Source organism: Streptomyces sp. NPDC002643, assembly GCF_053592555.1.
Window position 1 is genome coordinate 276,220 of sequence record NZ_JBSFVY010000008.1, and the last position, 23,449, is coordinate 299,668.

At 72.2% G+C, this 23,449-nt stretch carries 23 protein-coding genes and 1 pseudogene; 7 read left to right on the forward strand and 17 right to left on the reverse strand.

The genetic code is table 11. The features are described 5' to 3' along the window. Positions 1-156 precede the first annotated feature (156 nt). Both ACWD4G_RS15140 and ACWD4G_RS15145 read left to right on the forward strand, forming a co-directional pair. Positions 157-924, forward strand: coding sequence for a sulfite exporter TauE/SafE family protein (locus ACWD4G_RS15140; protein WP_451293303.1), 768 nt, complete (start codon positions 157-159; stop codon positions 922-924). 287 nt (positions 925-1,211) lie between these two features. Continuing rightward, positions 1,212-2,741 carry a helix-turn-helix domain-containing protein gene (locus ACWD4G_RS15145; RefSeq protein WP_451293305.1) on the forward strand — a complete coding sequence of 510 codons (1,530 nt, stop codon included), beginning with the start codon at positions 1,212-1,214 and terminating at the stop codon, positions 2,739-2,741. Positions 2,742-2,920: 179 nt separating this feature from the next. On the opposite strand, the gene ACWD4G_RS15150 is transcribed toward ACWD4G_RS15145, so the two are convergent. The 6 genes and pseudogenes from ACWD4G_RS15150 to ACWD4G_RS15175 form a co-directional block, all read right to left on the reverse strand. Next, positions 2,921-3,595: a response regulator gene (locus ACWD4G_RS15150; RefSeq protein WP_451293308.1), complete on the reverse strand. Its 675-nt coding sequence runs from the start codon at positions 3,593-3,595 to the stop codon at positions 2,921-2,923. 98 nt (positions 3,596-3,693) lie between these two features. Beyond that, a complete protein-coding gene (locus tag ACWD4G_RS15155; protein ID WP_451293310.1) occupies positions 3,694-4,338 on the reverse strand; it encodes a CapA family protein in 645 nt (214 codons plus the stop codon). A 231-nt stretch (positions 4,339-4,569) separates the two neighbouring features. Then, positions 4,570-5,103: pseudogene (locus ACWD4G_RS15160) on the reverse strand (lasso peptide isopeptide bond-forming cyclase); the annotation flags it as partial. Positions 5,104-5,246: 143 nt separating this feature from the next. Then, positions 5,247-5,999, reverse strand: a complete 753-nt coding sequence (locus ACWD4G_RS15165; RefSeq protein WP_451293312.1) for an ABC transporter permease — start codon at positions 5,997-5,999, stop codon at positions 5,247-5,249. After that, entirely contained in the window at positions 5,992-6,894 is a 903-nt protein-coding gene (locus tag ACWD4G_RS15170; protein WP_451293314.1) for an ABC transporter ATP-binding protein, read from the reverse strand. The genes ACWD4G_RS15165 and ACWD4G_RS15170 overlap by 8 nt, the downstream gene beginning before the upstream one ends. Before the next feature lie 169 nt (positions 6,895-7,063). After that, positions 7,064-8,197, reverse strand: coding sequence for a sensor histidine kinase (locus ACWD4G_RS15175; RefSeq protein WP_451293316.1), 1,134 nt, complete (start codon positions 8,195-8,197; stop codon positions 7,064-7,066). A gap of 129 nt (positions 8,198-8,326) precedes the next feature. On the opposite strand from ACWD4G_RS15175, the gene ACWD4G_RS15180 reads away from it, so the two are divergent. Both ACWD4G_RS15180 and ACWD4G_RS15185 read left to right on the forward strand, forming a co-directional pair. Then, a complete protein-coding gene (locus ACWD4G_RS15180) occupies positions 8,327-8,497 on the forward strand; it encodes a hypothetical protein (protein ID WP_451293318.1) in 171 nt (56 codons plus the stop codon). A gap of 42 nt (positions 8,498-8,539) precedes the next feature. After that, positions 8,540-9,499: an aromatase/cyclase gene (locus ACWD4G_RS15185; RefSeq protein ID WP_451293320.1), complete on the forward strand. Its 960-nt coding sequence runs from the start codon at positions 8,540-8,542 to the stop codon at positions 9,497-9,499. A gap of 64 nt (positions 9,500-9,563) precedes the next feature. Here the strand turns inward: ACWD4G_RS15185 and ACWD4G_RS15190 are convergent, their stop codons facing one another. The 4 genes from ACWD4G_RS15190 to ACWD4G_RS15205 all read right to left on the reverse strand — a co-directional run bounded on the left by ACWD4G_RS15190 (position 9,564) and on the right by ACWD4G_RS15205 (position 13,541). Continuing rightward, positions 9,564-9,833, reverse strand: coding sequence for an acyl carrier protein (locus tag ACWD4G_RS15190; protein WP_451293322.1), 270 nt, complete (start codon positions 9,831-9,833; stop codon positions 9,564-9,566). A 95-nt stretch (positions 9,834-9,928) separates the two neighbouring features. Next, complete coding sequence (locus ACWD4G_RS15195; protein WP_451293324.1) at positions 9,929-11,155, reverse strand: ketosynthase chain-length factor; 1,227 nt, start codon at positions 11,153-11,155, stop codon at positions 9,929-9,931. Beyond that, on the reverse strand, positions 11,152-12,420 hold the full coding sequence (locus tag ACWD4G_RS15200; protein WP_451293326.1) for a beta-ketoacyl-[acyl-carrier-protein] synthase family protein: 1,269 nt from the start codon (positions 12,418-12,420) through the stop codon (positions 11,152-11,154). The genes ACWD4G_RS15195 and ACWD4G_RS15200 overlap by 4 nt, the downstream gene beginning before the upstream one ends. 8 nt (positions 12,421-12,428) lie before the next feature. Continuing rightward, positions 12,429-13,541, reverse strand: coding sequence for an acyltransferase domain-containing protein (locus ACWD4G_RS15205; RefSeq protein ID WP_451293328.1), 1,113 nt, complete (start codon positions 13,539-13,541; stop codon positions 12,429-12,431). A gap of 268 nt (positions 13,542-13,809) precedes the next feature. On the opposite strand from ACWD4G_RS15205, the gene ACWD4G_RS15210 reads away from it, so the two are divergent. Then, positions 13,810-14,850, forward strand: a complete 1,041-nt coding sequence (locus tag ACWD4G_RS15210) for a ketoacyl-ACP synthase III family protein (RefSeq protein WP_451293330.1) — start codon at positions 13,810-13,812, stop codon at positions 14,848-14,850. 142 nt (positions 14,851-14,992) lie between these two features. On the opposite strand, the gene ACWD4G_RS15215 is transcribed toward ACWD4G_RS15210, so the two are convergent. From ACWD4G_RS15215 to ACWD4G_RS15245, 7 genes are all read right to left on the reverse strand, one after another. Next, the gene (locus ACWD4G_RS15215) at positions 14,993-15,958 is read right to left on the reverse strand and encodes an ABC transporter substrate-binding protein (RefSeq protein WP_451293332.1); all 966 of its coding nucleotides are present in this window, start codon (positions 15,956-15,958) and stop codon (positions 14,993-14,995) included. 151 nt (positions 15,959-16,109) lie between these two features. Then, positions 16,110-16,859 carry an amino acid ABC transporter ATP-binding protein gene (locus tag ACWD4G_RS15220; protein ID WP_451293334.1) on the reverse strand — a complete coding sequence of 250 codons (750 nt, stop codon included), beginning with the start codon at positions 16,857-16,859 and terminating at the stop codon, positions 16,110-16,112. Next, positions 16,856-17,806, reverse strand: coding sequence for an amino acid ABC transporter permease (locus ACWD4G_RS15225; RefSeq protein ID WP_451293336.1), 951 nt, complete (start codon positions 17,804-17,806; stop codon positions 16,856-16,858). The genes ACWD4G_RS15220 and ACWD4G_RS15225 overlap by 4 nt, the downstream gene beginning before the upstream one ends. A 13-nt stretch (positions 17,807-17,819) precedes the next feature. Further along, positions 17,820-18,884: an LLM class flavin-dependent oxidoreductase gene (locus ACWD4G_RS15230; RefSeq protein WP_451293338.1), complete on the reverse strand. Its 1,065-nt coding sequence runs from the start codon at positions 18,882-18,884 to the stop codon at positions 17,820-17,822. 58 nt (positions 18,885-18,942) lie between these two features. After that, a complete protein-coding gene (locus tag ACWD4G_RS15235) occupies positions 18,943-19,461 on the reverse strand; it encodes a flavin reductase family protein (RefSeq protein WP_451293340.1) in 519 nt (172 codons plus the stop codon). Between the two features lie 25 nt (positions 19,462-19,486). Continuing rightward, positions 19,487-20,614, reverse strand: a complete 1,128-nt coding sequence (locus tag ACWD4G_RS15240; RefSeq protein WP_451293342.1) for a phosphotransferase family protein — start codon at positions 20,612-20,614, stop codon at positions 19,487-19,489. Between the two features lie 11 nt (positions 20,615-20,625). Next, entirely contained in the window at positions 20,626-21,435 is an 810-nt protein-coding gene (locus ACWD4G_RS15245; protein WP_451293344.1) for an AfsR/SARP family transcriptional regulator, read from the reverse strand. A 128-nt stretch (positions 21,436-21,563) separates the two neighbouring features. On the opposite strand from ACWD4G_RS15245, the gene ACWD4G_RS15250 reads away from it, so the two are divergent. After that, positions 21,564-22,469 carry an MBL fold metallo-hydrolase gene (locus ACWD4G_RS15250; RefSeq protein WP_451293346.1) on the forward strand — a complete coding sequence of 302 codons (906 nt, stop codon included), beginning with the start codon at positions 21,564-21,566 and terminating at the stop codon, positions 22,467-22,469. Positions 22,470-22,680: 211 nt separating this feature from the next. Beyond that, positions 22,681-23,397 (forward strand): SDR family NAD(P)-dependent oxidoreductase, encoded by a 717-nt coding sequence (locus tag ACWD4G_RS15255; RefSeq protein WP_451293348.1) that lies wholly within the window; start codon positions 22,681-22,683, stop codon positions 23,395-23,397. The last annotated feature ends 52 nt before the right edge of the window (positions 23,398-23,449 follow it).

Here is a 23,449-nt window from a genome sequence, read left to right on the forward strand (position 1 = left end):
GGCAGGTCATGCCCAGGGCGCCTGTCGACCTGTCTCACTCCCACATGCTGAACGCAACCCCTGAGCCCTGCGCCTGATCGTGCAAGATCGGTGCGAGCCCCTCGACCGCCTGTGGCGCGGCGGGGAGGCGACACACCGAGCAGGTAAGGAAATGGCGTGTCCATCTGGGAAGCACTGGCCGTCCTCGCGGCCGGCATCGGCGCCGGCACGATCAACACCATCGTCGGCTCCGGCACCCTGATCACCTTCCCCGTGCTGCTCGCCACCGGGCTGCCGCCGATCACCGCCAATGTCTCCAACACCCTCGGCCTCGTCCCCGGCTCCATCAGCGGAGCCATCGGCTACCGCGCCGAACTGCGCGGACAGCGCCGCCGCACCATCATCCTCGGCCTCACCGCCGCCCTCGGCGGGCTCGGCGGCGCCGTCCTGCTGCTCACCCTGCCCTCCGAGTCCTTCGACACGATCGTCCCCGTACTGATCACCCTCGCGCTCGTCCTCGTACTGCTCCAGCCGCGCCTCACCAGAGCCGTACAGCGCCGCCGCGAGAACAACGGCACCACCGGCCGGCCCCACGGCGGCCCCGTCCTGCTGGTCGGACTGTTCCTCGCGAGCGGGTACGGCGGCTACTTCGGCGCCGCCCAGGGCGTCATATACCTCTCCCTCATGGGCCTGCTCCTCGACGAGGACCTGCAACGCGTCAACGCCGTCAAGAACGTCCTCGGAGGCATCGTCAACGGCATCGCCGCCTGCTTCTTCCTCTTCGTCGCCGAGTTCGACTGGCCGGCGGTCCTGCTGATCGCCGTGGGCTCCGCCCTCGGCGGGCAGATCGGCGCCAAGGTCGGCCGCCGCCTTCCACCCACCGCGCTCCGCGCCGTCATCGTCGCCGTCGGCGTCATCGCGGTCGTACAGCTCCTGGCGCGCTGACACAGGCTGCCCGACGAAGGACCGCTGTCCATCCCGGAGGTCATTCACGGTCGTCGCGGTCGACGGCTGGCCATTGGCCCTGTGGCCGCTGTCCGTTGGGCTGTGGCCGCTGTCCGTCGGTCGTTCGACGTCCGCACCCCCGATCGCCGTTCGGGGGACCCTTCCGTTACTCCTGTGGAGAGAAGTGGCATCCATCACACGGGCTTTCGGCTGCCGCCCGGGGCGCTTTCACCCACATGACCCACCCCGACTCAGAGTTCATCTCATATCTGAGATAGCCTCACGGCATGACCGACGACTACCTCGTACGCATCGGCAAGCTCATCCGTGACGCCCGGCAGCACCGGGGCTGGACCCAGTCGCAGTTGGCGGAGGCGCTCGGAACAAGTCAGAGCGCGGTGAACCGCATTGAGCGCGGAAACCAGAACATCAGCCTTGAGATGATCGCCCGCATCGGTGAAGCGCTGGACAGTGAGATCGTGTCACTGGGGTACGCGGGTCCGATGCATCTGCGGGTGGTCGGAGGGCGTCGGCTCTCCGGTTCGATCGATGTGAAGACCAGCAAGAACGCCTGTGTCGCGCTGCTGTGCGCCACCCTGCTGAACAAGGGGCGGACGGTACTGCGCCGGGTGGCGCGGATCGAGGAGGTGTACCGCCTGCTGGAGGTGCTCGGCTCCATCGGCGTCCGCACCCGCTGGATCAACGGCGGTGTCGACCTGGAGATCGTGCCGTCGGCCGAGCTGGACCTCCCCGCCATCGACGCGGAGGCGGCCCGCCGTACACGCTCCATCATCATGTTCCTCGGCCCGCTGCTGCACCGTATGGACCACTTCAAGCTGCCGTACGCCGGTGGCTGCGACCTCGGTACGCGGACCATCGAGCCGCATATGATCGCGCTGCGCCGGTTCGGGCTGGACATCACCGCCACCGAGGGGCTGTACCACGCGGAGGTCGACCGGTCCGTCGTACCCGGCCGCCCGATCGTGCTGACCGAGCGCGGCGACACGGTGACGGAGAACGCGCTGCTGGCCGCCGCCCGCCACGACGGCGTGACCGTCATCCGCAACGCCTCCTCCAACTACATGGTCCAGGACCTGTGCTTCTTCCTGGAGGCCCTCGGTGTACGGGTGGACGGCATCGGCACCACCACGCTGACCGTGCACGGCGTACCGCACATCGACACGGACGTCGACTACTCCCCTTCCGAGGACCCGGTCGAGGCGATGAGCCTGCTGGCCGCCGCCGTCGTCACCGAGTCGGAGCTGACGGTGTGCCGGGTGCCGATCGAGTTCCTGGAGATCGAGCTGGCGGTCCTGGAGGAGATGGGCCTCGACCACGACCGCTCCACGGAGTACTTCGCCGACAACGGCCGTACGCGCCTGGTGGACCTGACCGTCCGCCCCTCCAAGCTCCAGGCGCCGATCGACAAGATCCACCCGATGCCGTTCCCCGGCCTCAACATCGACAACGTGCCGTTCTTCGCGGCCATCGCCGCCGCCGCGCAGGGCAAGACCCTCATCCACGACTGGGTCTACGACAACCGCGCGATCTATCTCACCGACCTCAACCGCCTCGGCGGCCGCCTCCAACTCCTCGACCCCCACCGGGTCCTGGTGGAGGGCCCCACCCGCTGGCGGGCCGCCGAGATGATGTGCCCACCCGCCCTCCGCCCCGCCGTCGTCGTCCTCCTGGCGATGATGGCCGCCGAGGGCACCTCCGTCCTGCGCAACGTGTACGTCATCAACCGCGGCTACGAGGACCTCGCGGAGCGCCTGAATTCGGTGGGGGCGCAGATCGAGATCTTCCGGGACATCTGACCGACGGGCGCCGCCGCACCCCGTCTGACCCGCACTGTTGTAGGCCTGGAGGGGGTGCGGCAGCGCCGGAGGGACGTCTCTGGGACGTGGGCCGAGACCGGGCTCCCCTCGGCCGCGCGGGCTGCGCGAAGACCACGCCGATGGCTCACCCGCCTCCCCTGGTGGCCCGGCGAGCAGGATCAGGCCGGCATCCCGGGCTCGGCGAGACCGCTTTCGTAGGCGATGATGACCAGTTGGGCACGGTCGCGGGCGTTCAGCTTGGACAGGAGGCTGCTCACATGGGTCTTCACCGTGGGCAGGCTGATCACCAGGTGCTGGGCGATCTCGGCGTTCGACAGCCCATTCGCGATCAGGACGAGTACCTCTTGTTCCCGCTTGGTGAGCCCGACGAGCCGTGGAGCCGGCCGAACCGTTTCGCTGCCGCCGGAGAAGTTCTCGATGAGGCGGCGGGTGACGGTGGGTGCCAGGACACCCTCACCGGTGGCGATGACACGGATGCCTGCGACCAGGTCCGAGGGCGAGGCGTCCTTGAGCATGAAGCCGCTCGCGCCCGCCTGGAGGGCCGGGTAGACGTACTCGTCCATGTCGAACATCGTCAGGGCGAGTACCCGTACGCCGGCAATGGCCTCGTCGGAGCAGATCTCCCGGGTGGCCGCGATGCCGTCCATGACGGGCATGCGCAGATCCATCAGGACGACGTCCGGCTTGAGTTCCCGGGCGAGTTCCACGGCCCTCGCGCCATCACCCGCCTCGCCGACCGTCTCCATTCCCGGTGTCGAGTCGATGAGGACACGGAAGCTCCCGCGCAACAGCGCCTGATCGTCCGCGATCAGCACCCGGACCGCCTCAGCCATCCCGCATTCCTCGCCACTCATCGCAAACTGCCCATCGGGCCCTCGAAGACCGCGATTTTAGCAGCAGCGCCGGTTCCGCCCGCTCAACTCCCCTTGTTCTAAAGAGATTTGGGGTCCTCTCCTCTTGCGGCCGTCACGGCGGCGCCGTACGGCTCCGCGAGCCGGGCGAGGTCGGTGAGGATCTCCTTGGCCTCGACCGGGTCCGCCAGCCGCGGGCGGCCCCGGTGGTGGACCGGCCGGCCGAACCCCAGGTCGACCGGGTGGAGGCGGGCATCCACCAGAGCGCCGTCGTCGAAGGTGAGCACCGGCACGAGCGACTGCCGGTACCGGCGGTGCGGGGCGAACATCCGGCGGCCGTGGGCGCTGAGTTCGGCGAAGTAGCCGCCCGGGGTGAGCTGTTCACGGGCGGGGATCTTGGCGTAGTCCTCGGCCGGGACTCGGTCGGCGAGTTCGATCTGGCTGACGATGTTCCCCAGGCTGTAGAAGATCGGTTTCCCCCGGTGGAGCTCCACCCCGCGCAGTTGGTGCGGGCCGTGTCCGACCACGATGTCGGCGCCTTCGTCGATCATCCGGTGGGCGAACTCGCGGAGGAACTCACCGGGTGTCTCCGGTGTCGGCCCGGGCTCGTGGGAGTGCACGCTGACCAGGACGAGGTCCGCGCGGCGTCGGGCCTCGGCCCGCCGAGCCCGCAGCCCTGTCTCGCCGTCGATCTCCCGCAGTACGTCCATCTGTGCGGGCGTCACCCGCAGTGTCGCGCTGTGCCGCAGGGGGTTCAGCCCAGGGTCGGCCCGGCAGGTCCGGTGACGGGGCTGCGGACTCCTGCCCGGGCAGGAGCGTCGAGCTGCACGCGATCACGGCCAGGCTGCCGCCGGGACGGTCGACGTAGACCGGCCGGCGTGCGGCTGCGGGATCGGCGCCGATCCCGGCGAACGGGACGCCCTTCGCGCGCACGGGACGCCCTTCGCGCGCAGCAGGCGGATCGTCTTCCCCTCGAAGACGATCGAGGCGAGCGCCTGGTGCCGGGCCCGGTCCGCGTCGAGGGGTACGGGGGTCTCGCGGGCGGTGGTGGTGAGCAGTTCCCGGACGGCCGACACGGCGTCCGGTGTGGCCCAGGCGGGCATGCGGGGCGCGAACACCCAGCCGAAGTCGGGCTCGTCGAGCGGCGGTGGCGGGTCGCTGATGCGGGCGGCGACCGCGGCGATGTTCTGGGAGAACGTCGACCAGTCCGCGAGCGCGCGCACCGTGGCGGTCAACGACCAGCGGTTGGCCAGCCGATAGCGGTTGACCAGTTTCAGGCCGCCGACCGGGTGGGCGCGAGCAAGGGACCAGGCGCAGGCGGGCATCCGCCCGAACAGTTCGTCCCCGCCGAAGCCGGTCAGGTGCAGGGACGCGCCCTCGCCGGTGGCCCGTTCGGCCAGGTCCCGGATGTGTGCGGGCCCTGAGGCCCAGGTGGCGGGTCCTTCGGGGGCCAGGTTCGTGTACTCGTCGGTGTAGCCGACTTCCTGGAGGGCCGGGGGCTCGTAGATCGCGGACATGGTTCCTCCCAGAGGATCAGATCGCCCGGGCCGACCTGTTCGGCCCGTGACCTGTCTGGGAACCTACGGGGCGGCATGTCCCACGGGCATGGGGCAGATGCCTCGTGCCCGTCCCGTCACGCGTCCCACCGCCGGTGGCGCAGATAGCCGAGGGCCAGCGCGGCGACGGTCCACACGAGCAGCACGGCGAATCCGGTGAACGCGTCGTCCGCGTCGACCGTGAGCATCCGCGTGCCGGCCCGGTCGGGGAAGTACCGGACCATCTCCTTGGTCGCTCCGATGATGGACAGGATCTGCGATCCGGCGAGCACCATCGGGAGCAGGACGGCAAGCGGGATGACGGCGCCGCGAGCCGCCGCGGCCACACCGGCCGCGAACAGGCTCATCAGCGTCAGATAGACCACGGCGCCGGCGAGGGCACGGGGGACACCGCTCGCATCGATGCCGGCGCCGTGGGGTCCCAGGGCGAACTGTGTGAGCAGATAGCCCACGACCGTGACGGGGATCGCGACAGCCGCGGCGGCGGCAGCGGTGACGGCCACCTTCGCCGCGTAGAGCCGGCCCCGCCGGGGCACGGCGAGCAGCGAGACCCGCATCATGCCCGACGTGTACTCGCTGGAGACGATGAGCACGGCGAACACGATCAGGGCGAGCTGGCCGTAGAGGATGCCGTCCAGGCCCGCTTGCTCGGGGGTGAAGTCGTCGCGGAGTCCGGGGCTGTCGGCCTCGATCGCACCCCTCGCCGACCAGCCGCCCAGGGCTGCGATGAGGAGGCTGGTGGGCGCGAACAGCAGCAGGGCCACGAACGTACCGCGGACACCTCGCAGCTTGGTGAACTCGGCGCGTATGGCGGCGGCCGTCTCAGACATGGGTGGCGCTTCCTCCGTCGCCGATGAGCTTGAGGAAGGTGTCCTCAAGCGATCCCGTGTGGGTGCTCAGCTCTTCGAGCGAGAGACCGTTCACCGCGGCCAGCCGGTTGATCTCGGCCGGCGTCATGCCGTCGACTTCCAGGCTGCCGTCCTGTGCGAGGCGCGGCGAGACTCCCTTCCGTTCCAGTTCCTGGTGCAGGCGCATGGGTTCGGGGGTCCGCACGCGTACGTAGGTCCGTCCGTGGCGCTGTATGAAGTCCGACATGCTGGTCTCCGCGAGCAGCTGTCCGCGGCTGATGACGATCAGGTGGTCCGCGACCATGGACATCTCGGTCATCAGGTGGCTGGAGACGAGGACGGTCCGGCCCTCGGCGGCCATCGAGCGCAGCAGTTCGCGCAGCCACCGGATGCCTTCCGTGTCCAGGCCGTTGACCGGTTCGTCGAGCACCAGGACGGGCGGGTCGCCGAGCAGGGCCGCCGCCAGGCCGAGCCGCTGTCCCATGCCGAGCGAGAACGTGCCGATCCGCCGCCGGGCCGCTCCCGTCAGGCCGACCATCTCCAGGACCTCCGCGACGCGTTGCCGGGCGATCCGGTTGCTCTGCGCGAGCCAGCGCAGATGGTCGGTGGCGGTCAGGCCGCGGTGCGGGGCCGCCGTCTCCAGCAGGGCGCCGACCTGGCGGACGGGGTACTTCAGTTCGTGATAGGCGTGACCGCTGATGCGGGCGGACCCGGCGTCCGGGCGGGTGAGGCCGAGCATCATCCGCATCGTCGTGGACTTCCCGGCCCCGTTGGGACCCAGGAATCCGGTGACGGCTCCCGACCGCACCGTGAAGGTGAGGCTGTCCACGACGGTGGTGGGCCCGTACCGCTTCGTCAAGTTCTGGACGTCAATCACGTGACGAGTGTCGTCGGGCGCAGCTGCCGGGCACATCGGTCCGGAGTCGGGACTCCGGGGCGGGGCCGTGCGGGCCGAACCCATACTTGCGGATGAGTCCGGCCGCGTACGGCGATGAGTCCGGCTCAGCACGGCGATCAGTCCGGCCGCGTACGGCGATGAGTGCGGCTCAGCACGGCAGTGTCGCGAAGATCCGGAAGCCGCCGCCCGCGCGCGGTCCGGCGCTGAAGGCGCCCCCGTGGGCGGCGACCCGCTCCTTCATGCCGACCAGGCCCATGCCGCCGCCGGGCACGGCCGGCCGGTGTCCCGGACCGGGGCCCTCGTCGGTGACCTCGATCGTCAACGTGCCCTGTTCCGCGGTGAGACGGACCTGGCAGCGGGTGGGCGCGGCGTGTTTGACGACGTTGGTCAGCGCCTCTTGGACGATCCGGAACGCGGACAGCGCGACACCGTCGGGGGGTTCCTCCACGTACCGGGTCCGCAGGTCGACGCGTACCCCGGCCGCCCCGGTCGTGCTCACCAGGGCCGACAGGTCCGAAAGTCCCTGGATCGGCTGTAGGTCGCCCGCGCCGCTGTCCTGCTCGCGGCGCAGCACCTTGAGGGTGGCCCGCATGTCGCGCAGCGCCCGGCGGCTGACGTCCTCGATCACCGTCAGGGCCTCCCTCGCCTCCTCGGGGCGGGTGGCGATCACGTGGTTGGCGACTCCCGCCTTGATCGCGATCAGGCCCACGCTGTGGGTGACGACGTCGTGGATGTCGCGGGCGATGCGCAGGCGTTCCTCGGCCTTCGCCTGCTCGGCCGCGTGCTCGATGGCGCGCCGCAGGCCCTCCCGCCGTTCCCGGACGGCGACCCCTGTCGCCCAGGTGGCGCCGAGGACGAGCAGGGCGAACACGATCTGCACGGCTTTGCTGCCGCCCTGGTAGCCCTGTCCGCCGGACACCGTGATCAGGGTGGCGCCCACCGCACACAGTGCGGCGACGAGGACCACGGACAGTCCTGGCCGCTGTCTCCTGGTCGTTGCCACCGTGTAGAGGGCATACGCGGTGGCGAGGAACGGGGTCGGTCCGGCGCCGGCGGCCAGCGCCACGCAGGCGGCGGTCAGTACGAACCCGAAGACCGGGACAGGCCACAGCCGCCTTACGACCAGCGGCAGCGCGGTGCTCAGGGACAGCAGCCACACAGCGGTGCCGCTGACCTCGCCGCCGACGGCCGGCCGCAGCACCGACACCTGCGGGAGCAGGAGGAAGCAGAACGCGGCCAGCGCATCGAGCGTGAGCAGGCGTCGACGAGAGACAGCACCCATGTCCCGAACGTATGGGGCCGGTTCGATGCACGTCCAATACGGGCGTGAGCCCGGCGCATTTGCGGGTGTTGTGAAGTGCCTGTGACGCGAAGGCAACTGAACTCTTCTCACCCAGCGAATCTCCTGCGAATGAACGATGCACCGCCGAACCGGGGCTTCAACGTGCCCACGGCGAGTCTGTCCGCCCCGGGCCTCGGCGTCGTCCCGCTACAACTCCGCGGGCGGGAGGGGCTGTTCCTGGAGGAGCCGTTCACAGGACAGCCGTGGCCGTCCAGTCCCTCTCCACTGCCGCTGGAGTGATGTGCCCGACACTCGCGGCGGTATCTCGGAAAGGGGCCCTTCATGTCGGAATCAGGTGTCGTCAGGACACGGCACACGATCGAGGTGGCGGCCGAGCCCAAGGCCGTGTACGCGTTGATCGCGGCGGCGGAGGACTGGCCGCATGTCTTTCCGCCCACCGTGCACGTGGAGAGACTCGACGGGGACGACCGGTCGGAGCGACTGCGGATCTGGGCGTTCGCGAACGGGGAGGTGCGGTCCTGGACCTCCCGTCGCCAACTCGACCCCGGCGCACTGCGGGTGACGTTCCGTCAGGAGGTCTCGTCCGCGCCGGTCGCGTCGATGGGCGGCGAGTGGATCATCGAGGCCGCGCCGGGCGGCAGCAGTGTCGTACTGCTGCACGACTTCACCGTCGTCGACGACGATCCGGTGGCCCGCGCGTGGGTGGAGCAGGCCGTCGACACCAACAGCGGCTCCGAACTGGCCGCGCTGAAGACGGCGGCCGAGTCCCTGGCGGCGGAGCCGGGGGCGCTGCTGTCGTTCGCCGACCACGTCGACATCTCGGGGCCGAAGGAGGAGTTGAAGGAGCAGGTGTACGACTTCCTCTGGCGGGCCGACCTGTGGGAGGAGCGGCTTCCCCATGTGAACCGGCTCGTGCTGACCGAACCCGGCGAGGACGTGCAGACGGTCGAGATGGACACCCGTGCCGCCGACGGCTCGGTGCACACGACGAAGTCGGTACGGGTCGGTTTCGCCCCGGACCGGCTCGTGTACAAGCAGACGGAGGTACCGCCGCTGATGGCCGCCCACACGGGCCGGTGGACCATCGAGCCGACCCCGGACGGCGTGCGCGCCACCTCGCACCACACGGTCGTCCTGCGACTCGATCGGGTACGGGAGCTGCTGGGCCCGGACGCCACCCTCGACTCGGCCCGCGACCTCGTACGGGGTGCCCTCGGCAGGAACAGCACGGCCACCCTCACCCTGGCCAAGGAGGCCGCGGAGCGGGCCGCGTCCCGCTGACGGCCCGGCGAACGGCGAAGGCGGGGGCCCCGGAGATCCCGGGTCCCCGCCTTCCTCGTCGCGGTCAGCCGCCCGACAGGGCCGAGTTGACCAGGTCGACGAAGACCCGAGGGGTCTCGGCGCCGTCGAGGGTCTCGTCGGGGAGGGCGACCCCGTACTCACGGGTGATACGGCCGGCCACCTCCAGCAGGGCGAGGGAGTCGTAGCCGAGGTCCGTGAACGGCACGTCGGCGATGTCGCCACTGAGGTCGACGGCCTCGTCCTCCCCGGCGGACTCGCGCAGGATGCGGGTGAAATCGTCGATGCTCAGTGCCGTCAGACCGTTGGGGCTCATGGTGGGTTCCTTCCGTGTGGGGCGTACTCGTCGGTGGGGTCCGCCGGTCGAGCCGGTGGTTGTCCGTGGGTCTCCCGACTCCGGTGGCGGGGGGTTCAGTTCGTGGTGGTGACGACCGCGGCCGCGTTGAAGCCGCCCTCGCCGCGCGCGAGGACCAGCGCCGCGTCGCCGGTGAGCGGGCGGGCCTCACCGGTCACCAGGTCCACGGGGCAGTCGGCGGCGACGGAGGTGATGTGGGCGGTCGGCGGGACGCTGCCGTCGCGCAGGGCGAGCAGCGCGGAGACCAGGTCGAGCGCCGCCCCGCCCGCGTACAGGCGGCCGGTCTGCGCCTTCGGCACGGCCACGGGCACACCCCGGGGGCCGAACACCGCTGCCAGCGCGGCGGCCTCGGCGCGGTCCGCCCGGGGTACGCCGGCGGCGTCCGCGAGGACGACGGCGACGGCGTCCGGGGCGAGGTCCGCGTCGGCCAGGGCGGTACGGATCGCGCGCTCCAGGCCGTCGGCCTCCGGGTCGCCCGGATGCGGGTCGAACGTGGCCGCGTACCCGGCGAGTCGGCCGTACACCCGGGCCCCGCGCTCCTCGGCGGACACCGGGTCCTCCAGGACGAGGTAGGCGCCGCCCTCGCCCGGCACATGGCCCGAGGCGGCCTCGTCGAAGGGCAGATACGCCCGGTCCGGGCGGTCCTCGGTACTGAGACGACCGGAGGCGAGCTGTCCCGCGAGGCCGAGCGGGCACAGCGCGCCGTCGACGCCGCCCGCCAGCATCACCGTCGTGCCCTTGCGGATCTGGCGCCGCGCGTGCCCGATCGCGTCCAGCCCGCCGGCCTGGTCGGTGACGACGGCGCCGCTCGGGCCCTTCAATCCGTGCCGGATGGAGATCTGGCCGGTGTTGACGGCGTAGAACCAGGCGAAGGACTGGTAGGCGCTGACGAACTGGCCGCCCTTGCTCCACAGGTTCTGCAGTTCGCGCTGGCCGAACTCGAAGCCGCCCATCGACGAGGCCGAGGCGACACCGGCCGCGTACGGGGGCAGGGCGGCGAGGTCGAGTCCGCTGTCCTTCAGTGCCGCGTCCGCCGTGTACAGGGCGAGCCTGGTCATATGGTCGGTCTGCGGCAGCAGCCGGCTGGGGATGTGCTCGCCGGCCTCGAACCCGGGCACCTCGCCGGCGAGCCGCACCGGGTAGCCGGAGGCGTCGAACCGGGTGATCTCCGCGATACCGTTCGCGCCCTCGACGACGGCCGACCAGTGGGCGTCGGCTCCGAGCCCGGTGGGGGCGGCGACGCCGATGCCGGTGATCACGGGGCGGGTGGCGGTGGACGTCACGCCGCGCTCCTTTCGGGACGGGCGAGGACGACGGCGCTCTGGAAGCCGCCGAAGCCGCTGCCGACGCTGAGCACCGAGTCGACGCGGGCCTCGCGCGCGGTCAGGGGGACGTAGTCGAGATCGCACAGCGGGTCGGGCTCACGCAGGTTCGCCGTCGGCGGGATGAGGCCGTGCTCCATCGCGAGGACGCAGGCGACGAGTTCGAGCGCGCCGATCGCGCCGAGCGAGTGCCCGATCATCGACTTGATGGAGCTGACCGGGACCCGGCGGGCGTGCTCGCCGAGCGACTCCTTGAACGCGGCGGTCTCGTGCCGGTCGTTCTGTTTGGTGCTGGAGCCGTGCGCGTTGACGTAGTCGATCCGCTCCGGCGCGAGCCGCGCCTCCGCGAGGGCGACCCGGATCGCCTCGGCCATCTCCGCGCCGTCCGAGCGCAGACCGGTCATGTGGTAGGCGTTGCTGCGGGTGCCGAACCCGGCGACCTCGGCGTAGATCCGGGCGCCGCGGCTTCGCGCGTGCCCCAGTTCCTCCAGGATCAGCACGGCGGCGCCCTCGCCGAGGACGAGCCCGTTGCGGGTGTTGTCGAAGGGGCGGGAGGCGTGCTCCGGGTCGTCGTTGCGGGGTGTGGTCGCCTTGATGGCGTCGAAGCAGGCGAGCGTGATCGGGGAGATCGGCGCGTCGGTGCCGCCCGCGACGACGACGTCGGCGCTGCCCTCGCGGATCAGGTCGGCGCCGTGGCCGACGGCGTCGAGGCCCGAGGTGCAGCCGTCGGAGACGAGGCAGACGGGGCCCTTCGCACCGACCTCGCGGGCCAGTTCGGCGGCCAGTGAACTCGGGACGAAGTGGTCGTAGAGCCGGGGCACCGCGTACTCGTGATCGACGAGCCAGTGGGCGCCGCCGTCGCTGAGGACCACGTACTCGTCCTCCATCGACGTGGTGCAGCCCACCGCGCAGCCGAGCGACACCCCCGTGCTCACGGCCTGCGGGCCGGCGAGGTCCAGGCCGGAGTCGGCGAGCGCCTCCCGGGCGGCGACCAGCGCGAACTGGCCCGCGCGGTCGAGTCTGCGCGCCTCCTGCGGGGACAGTCCGGCCGCCGCGGGATCGAGGTCGACCTCGGCCGCGACCTGGGAGCGGTACGGGGAGGCATCGAAGAGGGAGATCGTGCGGGTGGCCGTCCGCCCGGTCGACAGCAGATCCCAGTACCGCTTGATCCCTGTTCCCCCGGGCGCCACCGCACCGATTCCGGTTATGACGACGCGTCGTTCCATGGGCATCCTCACTCGATGTCGGCGGGAACCGGCGCTCCGGCCCCTGGTAGTGACCGTGTCAAGTCGGTCTGGAGACCGGCTCGAACGGGCCTGGACACCCGCGTGTCCGGGTCGGCGGCCGGGGAGTCGGCCGAGGCCCCCAAGTGGGAAGGCCCGCCCGCGAGTTCGGCGAGGGCCTGCTCGAAGGCCGCGCGCTCGGCGTCCGGTCCGCCGGGCCTCGCGGGCAGCAGGCCGATCGCCCGCGAGCGCCCCCGCGCCACCCTCGGGTGGCGGCGCGCGAGTGCGGTGAGCCCCTGTCCGGGGCCCGCCTCCGCGAGCACCGCGTCCTGCCCGGCGAGCAGCATGTCGAGGGCCGGCCCGAACAGCACGGGGCGTGCGGCCTGGAGCGCCCAGAACCGGGGGTCCCGGGCCCGTTCGTAGGTCAGTGGCCCGGGTTCGTACGCCGAGTGGAGCGCCAGTCGGGGCGGGTGGATCGGCACCGATGCGAGCAGCGGCAGCGTGCGCAGGGCCGCCTCGGTGAGCACGGGGCTGTGGAACGGGTTGAGGGCGCGGGCCCTGCGGCAGGTGAAGCCGTCGGCCCGCAGCTTCTCCTCGGCGGTGCGCAGCCCGGCCTCCGGGCCCGCGAGCAGCACCTGGCGGGGCGCGTTGACGGCACCGACGACGACCTCGTCCGTGGTGTACGGGGCGACCTCGTCGGGGCCCGCCCGCACGGCGAGCATGCCGCCCGGCGGGGTGCCGTCGAGCCGGGCGATCCGGTCCGCCATCACGGACACGGCGTCGGCCGGGTCGAAGACACCGGCGAGGGTGGCCGCGGCGACCTCGCCGACGCTGTGCCCGAGCAGGGCCACGGGCCGCACACCGGCGTCGAGGACCGTCCGGCCGACGGCCCAGTTCAGCGAGTACAGCAGCGGCTGCGCCGTGCGCAGACCATCGGCCTCGGGGCCTTCGCGGGCGGCGAGCCAGTCGGCGCGCAGGTCGAACCCGTGCGCCCGCCACAGCTGGAGGACCTCGTCCATACGGGTCCTGAAGCCCGGGTGGGCGTGGTAGAGGCCCACACCCATTCCGGGCTGCTGGGCGCCCTGTCCGGGAAACAGCAGCACGGCCGACGGCGGTGCGGTCACGGCGGGTCTCCTCTCCTCGGTGTCCCGTCATGCTGGCGGCACCGTCTGGAGCCTGGGTCGACCCCGGGCACAACGGGAGCCCTCCAGCCGTTCTGGACCGCCCGTCCACCGGGCGGGCCCAGTGTCGTGTCCGACCGGAGGCACGCGACCCGTCGCCCCGGTGCGCCGCGGTCGGCACGAGGCCGCCGGGCCGGGCACCACCTGGTCCGGCGGCTGTCGGCGTGGCGCGGGACTCCCTCTCGGCCGGCCGGTGAAAGGGCATCGGGACATGAGGTTCGACGACCTGTACATCGCCGGCGCCGCCGTGCGCCTGGAAGGCCGGAGCAGCGTGGAGGAGGCGCTGCGGGACGGGCTCTGCGACGAGCGCGCCGCGAGCCGCAGCGGGATCGTCTCCGTGGCGGTCTCGGCCTCCGCCTCCGCGCCCGAACTCGCGGTGGGCGCGGCACGGGAGGTGCTGGAGCGTACGGCTACGCCGTGCACCGACGTCGATCTGGTGCTGCACGCGACCGTGCAGCACCAGGGGCACGACCTGTGGGCCCCCGCCTCGTACATCCAGCGGTACGCGCTGGGCAACCGGTGCCCCGCGATCGAGATCAAGCAGCTGTCCAACGGGGGCATGGCCGCGCTGGAGCTCGCGTCCGGCTATCTCCTCGGCACACCCGGCCGTACGGCGGCGCTGCTCACGACGGGCGATGTGTTCGGCGGGCCCGGCTTCGACCGCTGGCGCAGCGACCCCGGCACGGTGTACGGCGACGCGGGCACCGCGCTCGTCCTGGGCCGTGGGCACACGGGGCTGGCGCGGCTGCGCAGCCTCGTGACCGTGTCGGACGCCGACCTGGAGCAGATGCACCGGGGGCGTGACCCGTTCTCGCGGGTGCCGTTCGCGGTGCGGCGGCCGATCGATCTGGGGCTGCTGCAGCGGACGTTCATCGAGGACACCGGGCGGTCCTACAGCGTCGCCCGGATCACGGCCGGGCAGGACGAGACGCTGAAGCGGGCGCTCGCCGAGGCGGACTGCACGCTCGCCGACATCGCCTGGTTCGTCCTGCCGCACTTCGGGCGCGGGCGGCTGAACTCGACGTTCCTGCGCCGCTGGAACATCCCGGAGGAGCGGACCACCTGGCGGTGGGGCCGCTCGGTGGGGCATCTGGGGGCCGGCGACCAGTTCGCGGGGCTCGCGTTCCTCGCCGAGTCGGGCCTGCCGCGGGCCGGTGCTCTGGGCCTGCTGTTCGGGGTGGGCGCCGGGTTCACCTGGAGCTGCGCGGTGGTGGAGTTCACCGGTGCGGGCCCTCGGACGGCGGGGGTGTGAGCGCCGGGCACGGGTGGGACGGCGGGAGGGCCGGGGCGTGACCGACCCGGCCCTCCTCGTGTCACCGCCGGGGCGGCGTCGCCGCCCATGGCTTGGGGCGGGCCTCCTGTGGGGAGGCCCGCCCTTGTGCGTGTGAGGCGGCTCAGGGCCGCGCCGGCGGGTTGACGACCGACGTGTCGACGGCCGCCGGTTCCAGCTTCCACTTCTTGAGGATCTTGGCGTATGTGCCGTCCTCGATGAGCTGGTTCACCGCGTCCTTGACGGGTCCGGCGAGCGGGGAGCCCTTCTTGAGGGCGAGGCCGACGTTCTTGCGCTCGATCTCGCCCAGGTAGCGCAGATCCGGCTGCTGGGTCGCGGCGTAACGCAGCACGCTGGACGTCGTCATGAGTACGTCCACCCGGCCCTGGCGCAGCGCGAGGAAGTGCGCGGCGGCGTCCGGGTAGGTGCTGATCGCGATCGGGTCCTTCCCGTCGGCCTCGCACTCCTCGCTCGCCGTCTGGAGGTCCGCCTCGAACGTCGTACCCGTACCGGTGCCGACGCGCGAGCCGCACAGGTCCTTCAGGTCGTCGACCTTCTTCAGCTCGCTGTCCTCCCGTACGGCGAAGCCGGTGCCGTCGGTGAGGTAGAGGACGAAGTCGAGGGCCTGTTTGCGCTCGTCGGTCACCGCGAGGTTGGCGGTGCCGAGTTCGTAACGGCCGGCGTTCAGACCGGTGATGAGGGAGGCGCCGCTGACGTGCTTGCGCTCCACCTTCAGTCCGAGGACGCGGGCCACGGCCTCGGAGACGTCGATGTCGACGCCGCGCGGCGGGCCGCCGTCCTCGGGGCTGAACGCGACGGGCGGCACACCGATGCCGGACCCGATGCGCAGCACACCGGACTCGCGCAGCTTCGCCGGCAGGGACGCGGAGATGGCGGACTCCTCGTGGACCGCGGAGACCACGTCCTGGCGGCCGAGGTCGGCGGCCCGGCTGTCCTCGGGGATCTCCTCCGTACCGGAACCACAGGCCGCGAGGAGCAGGGTGAGCAGGGTCGCCGTGGCCAGGACACGGCTGGTGCGCGCGGGGTTCCCACGCGCGCCCGTGGTGCGGGCGGCCGGGGCTGGGGACATGATGCCTCCTCGACGGGCTGGGCTCGGTTCTGGACGGCGGGCGGGGCGGGCGGCGGGTGGGAGCGGGCCTCGGGCGGACACCGTGTCGGTCGCGGGTCGGGAAACGGGCCGTGCGCTGTCACTCGCGGGTCAGGAAACGGGCCGTGCGCTGTCACTCGCGGGTCAGGAAACGGGCCGTGCGCTCGTTGCGCGGGGTGTCGAAGACCTCCGCCGGCGGGCCCGTCTCGACGATGCGGCCGTCGTCCATGAAGACGACCTGGTCCGCGACCTCCCGGGCGAACCGCATCTCGTGCGTGACGACGATCATCGTCATGCCGCCGTCGGCGAGTTCCCTGACGACCGTGAGCACCTCCCGGGTCAGCTCGGGGTCGAGGGCGCTGGTCGGCTCGTCGAAGAGCATCGCCCTCGGTTCCATGGCCAGGGCCCGAGCGATCGCCGCCCGCTGCTGCTCGCCGCCGGAGAGCTGGTGGGGGCGGGAGGTCTCCTTCCCGGCGAGGCCGACCCGGGCCAGCAGACCGCGGGCCCGTTCCTCGGCGGCGGCCCGCTTCAGCCCGAGGAGGGCGCGCGGGGCCTCGGTGAGGTTGTCGAGGACGGTCATGTGCGGGAAGAGCCGGAAGTTCTGGAAGACCAAGCCGGTACGGGTGCGCTGCCGGGCGACGGCGCGGCGCGGCCGTTCGTAGAGCCGGTCGCCGCGCCACTCGTGACCGACGAGCTCGCCGTCGACCACGATGCGTCCCGCGTCGATGCGCTCCAGCCGGTTGACGCACCGCAGCAGGGTGCTCTTGCCGGACCCGGAGGGGCCGATGACACAGGTGACGGTGGATTCGGGAACGGTGAGCGAGACATCGTCCAGCACGGTCAGCGTGCCGAACGACTTGCGCACACCGACGGCCTCGATCATGCGCGCTCCCCCGTGGCGTAGCGGCGTTCGACGAAGTGCTGGACGACGCTGAGCAGCGTCGTCAGCAGCAGGTACCAGAGCGTGGCCACCAACAGCAGCGGGATGACCAGGTAGTTGCGGTTGTAGATCAGCTGGGTCGCGTAGAGCAGGTCCTGTACGGCGATGACGCTGACGATGGACGTGCCTTTCAGCAGGCCGATGACCTGGCTGCCCGCGGGCGGCAGGATCGCCGGCATGGCCTGGGGCAGCACGACGCGGCGGAAGGTCCGCCAGCCGCCGAGACCCAGGGCCTGGGCCGCCTCGGTCTGGTCGCGGCCGACGGACAGGATGCCGGCCCGGACGATCTCGGCGAGCTGCCCGGCCTCGTGCAGGACGAGCCCGATGACGGCGGCGGTGAGACCGCTGATCATCCGCTCGGTGGAGAACTCGGTGAACCCGGGCCCGAACGGGATGCCCAGCGACAGCGTGGGGTACAGCAGCGAGATGTTGTACCAGAACAGCAGTTGCACCAGCATCGGGACGGACCGGAACAGCCAGGTGTAGCCGAAGCTGAGCACCACGAGGACCGGGTTGTCGGAGAGCCTCATCACGGCGAGCGCGGTACCGAGGACGAAGCCGCCGGTGAAGGCGACCGCGGTCAGCCACAGGGTGGTGACCAGGCCGGAGAGCACCGTCTCGGCGGTGACGTACTTGGCGACGACGTCCCAGCGGAACGCGTCGTTCGTGACCAGGGCGTTGAGGGCCATCGCCAGCAGGACGAGGCCCACCGCGGCGGCCACCCGGCGCAGCGGGCGCGGACGGGGCCGGGCGAACGCCGCGTCGGCCTCGTCCACCGCCCTCCCGCCCCGCCCGTCCGTACGGGCCTTGCGGGCACGGGACACCTGGTCCCCGCCGTCGGTGCCGCCGCCCGGGCCGGTGCGGCCGTGCTCGGTGCGCAGGGAAACCATCGGCGGTCCGTCCTCAGTCGTTCGACGCGTAGTGCGGCAGGACTCGCTCGGCGAACAGGCGCATGGTGCGGGCCGACTTCTCGAACGGCATGGCGCCGGAGATGACCTGGAGGCTGATCGTGAAGTCGCCGAACCAGCCGCGGATGTCGTCGATCGCCTCGCGCACCTCGTCGGGGGTGCCGACGAGTGCCTTGCGTTCGGCGACGGCGCGGTCGAAGTCGCCCCGGCCGGCCTTCTCGACGATCTTCTCGTAGCCGGGGTAGTCGGCGCTGCGGGTCTCGCGCCACGCGGACACCGCGGACGCGAGGGCCTGGTTGGCCCGCTCGGACGCCGACTTGCCCTTCTCGCGGGCCTCCTGGCCGTCCTCGGCGACATAGCAGCTGTAGCTCATGTGGATGTCCTCCTCCGTCGGCTTGAAGCCCGCGGCGGAGGCCGCGTCGCGGTACAGGGCGAGCGTCTTCCGCACCTGTTCGCGGGGGTTGATGGACGGGACGAGCATCACGCCGTACCCGGCGCGGCCCGCGGCCTCGGCCGAGGCTGGCGTCTTGGCGGTGGCGACGAGGATGCGCGGGTGCGGGCGCTGCCAGGTGCGCGGAAGCATGGTGACCGGGCCGAAGCGGTGGAAGGTGCCCTCCCAGACGACGTCCTCCTCCGCCCACAGCCGGCGGACGGCCTCGACGCCCTCGTCGAACCGGGCCCGGCTCTCGTCCATGGAGACCTCGAACGCGGTGAACTCGTCGGGCAGGAAGGCCCGTCCGAAGCCCACGTCCAGCCGGCCCCGGGAGATGTTGTCGAGCATGGCGAGCTTGCCGGCGAGCTTCAGCGGGTGGGTGAAGGCGGGCAGTACGGCGCCGGTGACCAGGCGGACACGGCGGGTGCGGGCCGCGGCGGCGGCGAGGAACGTCACCGGGTCGGGGCTGTAGCCGCCGTACTCGTGGAAGTAGTGCTCGACCGTCTTGACGTGGTGGAAGCCGAGTTCGTCGGCGAGCTCGGCCAGCCGCAGCGACTCCTCGAAGTGCTGTCCGGCGGACTTCTCCGCGGGTCCCACGGTGGGGAAGAGGTTGATGCCGAACTTCATGGAGTCCCCTCGATGTGATGGCTGGACGGATGCCGCGCGTGGCCGTGAACCGTGGTCGCTAGTCGCCCGTCGGGCTCCCCGACAGAGCGGGCACGGGCAGGTGGACGTAGTCGCGCTCGTGGTAGAGCATCGGCGCGCGGCCGTGCACGGCGGCGCCCTCGATCCGGCCCAGGAACACGCTGTGGTCCCCGGCCGGCAGCTCCTGGTGCACCAGGCACTCGGCGACGGCGCTGAGGTGCCGCGCCGGCAGCAGCGGGGCGCCGGCGGCCGGCTCGGAGGGCCGCCAGTCGAGCCCGTCGAACTTCCGGGTGCTCTTGCCCGCGAAGCGCTCCGAGAGCCGCTCGTTGTGCACGGCGAGGAAGTTGACCGCGAAGCCGCCCGAGTGCCGGATCGCCGCCAGGGTCCGCGAGCCGGTGCCCACGCACACGAGCAGCAGCGGCGGTTCCATCGACACGGAGGTGACGGCACTGGTCGTCAGGCCGCTCGGCCGGTCCTCGGGGCCCGCGGCGGTGACGACGCAGACCGCGGCCGGGTGCGCGCTGAACACCGCGCGGAACAGTTCGTCATCGATCGCCATGGTCCGTAGCTCCTCCCTTGCCGGTTCAGGCTGTCCGCGGGCGCTGGAGGGCCGGTCCATACCCTCTGGAGGGCGCGGCCGGGCCGGCCTCCTCCAGCACCCGCGCCAGCAGGGACGTCGCGTTGCGGTGCAGGGGGAAGTCCGTGCCGGGCGGCAGGATGCCGCTCTCGTCGAGCAGCCGGGCCACGCGCGCGGTGACGACGCAGAACCGGTACGCGGCGAACACCTCGTGGTACGGAAGGTTCCGCGCGGTGCGCCCGGTGCTCTCCTCCCAGCGGGCCACGGTCTCGGCCCTGCCGGGCAGGCCGGCGAGGCGGGGTGCGCCGATGCCCTCGCTGAGATGCCGGTCCATGTGCAGATACCAGGCGAGGTCGGCCTCGGCGGGCCCCAGGGCGGCCATCTCCCAGTCGAGCAGCGCGGCGGGCCGGGTCCCCGCGTAGATGATGTTGCCGATCCGGGCGTCGCCCCACAGCAGTGAGGCGGGGCCGTCGTCGTCGGGCAGGTGGGCGCGCAGCCAGTCGAGGGCGGCGGCCGCGGTGGTGTTGTCGTCGGCGACCCCGTAGAAGTCGAGGTGGTGGGTGAAGTGCCGCAGCAGCTGCCCCGAGCCGGTGGGGCCGAACTCGGGCCGGTCCAGGAAGTCGGCGCCGGTCTCCTTCGGGTCGAGGCGGTGGACGGCGGCGAGCGCGTCCACTCCCCCGTTCCACACGGCGGCCCGCTCCACGGGCGGCAGTTCGGCGAGCCAGCCCTGCCGGTGGTAGGAGGGCAGATCGGCCGGGACCTGTCCCTCGACGCGTTCCATGACGAGGAACGGTGCGCCGAGGTACTCGGTTGACGGCTCGTGCCACAGCACCTTCGGCACGGGCAGGCCGGTGTCGCCGAGCAGCCTCAGCAGCCGTACCTGGTCCTCCCAGAAGTCCTCGGGGAAGACCCGGTGCCCGGTCGGGGCCACCCGGACGGCGAGGGCCTGCCGTCGGCGGGTGCCCGTCTCGGTCCACTCGGCGTCGAACAGCAGGATCTCGCCGGAGAAACCGGCCTCCTTGGGCACGGTGACGGGCCCGAGTCCGACCGCGCCGATCTCGGCGGAGCGGCCGCCGAACCAGTGGGTGAGCACGGCGCGGGTCAGGTCGGGGTCGCGTTGCAGGGGTACGGGCACGGGGAGCCTCCTCACGCCCGGCGCCGGCCGGGTGGGGACGGATGGGCGGGCGGGAAGGGGACGACGGCGCTGTCGCCGCGCCGGATCACCGACTGCAGCCGGCCGATCGCGGGGCCGGGGGCGACGCCCAGGTCGTGGGCGAGGCGGCGGGTGAGCCGGGCGGCGACGTCGAGCGCGTCACCGGCGCGTCCCGTCTGGTGGAGCGCGGTCATGTAGCGGGCGTGCAGGGCCTCATGGGTGGGGTGGCGGCGGGTGAGGACGGCGAGTTCCGGGAGCACGTCGCGGTACCGGCCGAGCCTCAGCCGTGCGTCGAGGTATGTCTCGTGGACCTCCAGGCGGCGCCGCTCCCAGTGGGTGACGGCGCTCTGGAGCACCGGTCCCGTGCGCACGTCGGCGAGGACGGGCCGGTCCCACAGGGCGAGCGCGGTACGCAGCAGCCGCGCCGCACGGGCGTCGTCGCCGGCCCGGCCCGCCTGCTCGACGAGCCGCTCGAATCGGAGCAGGTCCAGCTCCTCGGGCCCAACGACGATGAGATAGCCCTGCCCGGTCGTCCTGAGCCGGTCGTGCGCGGCGGCGCGGGAGCCCACGGACGGCATCCGGGCGAGCAGCCGGCGCAGGTGCATCACATACGTCTGCAGGGTGGTGGCCGCGCTGGGCGGCGGGTGCTCGCCCCAGATCTCGGTCACACAGGTGCGTACGGGCATGACCTCGCCGGCGTGGAGCAGCAGCAGTGCGAGCAGTTGACGCTGTTTGGGCGCGGTGGGCAGATGGCGGCCATCGCTGTCCTCGACGGACAGCCCCCCGAGCACGCCGAATTCCATCGTGGTCCTCTCGTCTTCCGTGCGGTGGTGGCGGTGCGGTTCCGGTGGCTTCTCCAGCGGCGCTCCACCGGGTGTCGGCCCAATGGAGGGGCAGGGTGCCGAGGCCGTGCGGGACAGGGGGAGGGCGTATGCCGGGAACAGTGGTGACCGTGGCCGACGGGGTGCACGCGTATGTGCAGGAACCGGGCGGCTGGTGTGTGAACAACGCCGGGATCGTCGTGGGCGGGGACACGGTCCTCGTCGTCGACACGGCGGCCACCGAGAAGCGGGCGCTCGCGCTGCGGGACACCGTGGACGCGCTGGCGCCGGGTCCTCGGCGGATCGTGGTGAGCACCCACCACCACGGCGACCACACCTTCGGCAACCATGTGTTCTCCGGTCCCCACACGCTGCTGGTCAGCCATGAGGCCGGTCCCGCCGAACTGGTGCGCAAGGGCACGGCACTTCAGTCGATGTGGCCGCACGTCGAGTGGGGCAGCACCCCGACGGTGCTGCCGGCGCTGACGGTGCGTGAGGGGGCCACGCTGCGTCTGGGCGGCATCACCGCGGAGCTGATCCACCCCGGTGTGGCGCACACATCGGACGATCTGGTGGTGTGGCTGCCGGAGCGGCGGGTGCTGTTCGCGGGCGACCTGGTGTTCTCCGGGGCCGCGCCGTTCGTGCTGATGGGTTCGCTCGCCGGGTCCCTCGCGGCGCTCGCGGTGCTGCGGGCCCTCGATCCGCTGGTCGTCGTCGGCGGACACGGCCCGGTCGGCGGACCCGAGTTGCTGACGTTCACCGAGGAGTATCTGCGCTGGGTGGCGGCGCTCGCCGAGCAGGGGCTCGCGGACGGGCTGAGCCCACTTGAGACGGCGATGCGTGCCGACGAGGGCGTGTTCGCGGCGCTGCTGGACCGTGAGCGGCTGGTCGGCAACCTCCACCGTGCCTTCCACGAGGCAGCCGGCGGCCCGCCCGGCGCCCGTATCGAGTCGGCGCCGGCGATGCGCGAGATGGTCGCCTTCAACGGCGGCCGCCCTCTGCGCTGCCTGGCATGACGGCCGGTACGGCCGCGGGCGCCACGGTACGGGGGTGTCCATGTCCCGCAGCGTCTCCGCGCCCGCTGGAGCGGGACTCCAGCAGCGCTGGACGGCGCCCCGCGCGCGGACGGTCGTCTCCAGCCGCCCTCCGCCGGGGCGCGAGCCGTGCCGCGCAGGCTCGGCTTTCGCAACACGCCGTAGATCCCGAAGCCGATGCTGTGGAGGAGAGATGAGACTGCGTGGCAGGACCGCGGTGGTCACCGGGGGGACCCGGGGGCTCGGCCGGGATGTGGCGCTCGCGCTCGCGGGTGCGGGCGCCACGGTCGTGGTGGCCGCCCGGGAGGTCCCCGACGACCCGGGTGACGGGCTGATCGCGGTGAAGGCGGACGTGACCTCACCGGAGTCGACGGCGGCGCTGATGGCCGCGGTCCACGAACGGTACGGCGGTCCGCACATCGTGGTCGCGAACGCCGGCGTGAGCCGCCCCGGCCCGGTCGCCGCGCTGTCGGTGGAGCACTGGAACGAGGTCGTCGACACGAATGTGCACGGTGTGTTCCACACCGTGCGGGCGGCCCTGCCGTATGTGCGTGAGACACCGGGCGGCCGGGTCGTCACCATGTCCTCCCTCCTGGGTTCGCGGGCCATGCCCGGTGCCGCCGCCTACTGCGCGTCGAAGGCGGCCGTCGAGGCGTTCACGGCCGTCGCCGCGCTGGAGCTGGCCGCGGACGGGGTGACCGTGAACTGCGTGGCGCCCGGCTACATCGACTCCGGCATGGGCCGGGCGCTCATCGGCAACGAGGCGCTGTGGCCGAAGCTCGCCCCGTCGCTCGCGTCCGGGCGTCCCGGTACGGGCGACGAGGTGGCGCGGGCGGTGCTGTTCCTGGCCTCGCCGGAGAGCGGCTACATCAACGGCCAGGTGCTGCGGGTGGACGGCGGGGTGCGCTGAGGCGTGCCTCCCCATCACCCCGAGGGCCGGCGCGTGGTGCGCCGGCCCTCGG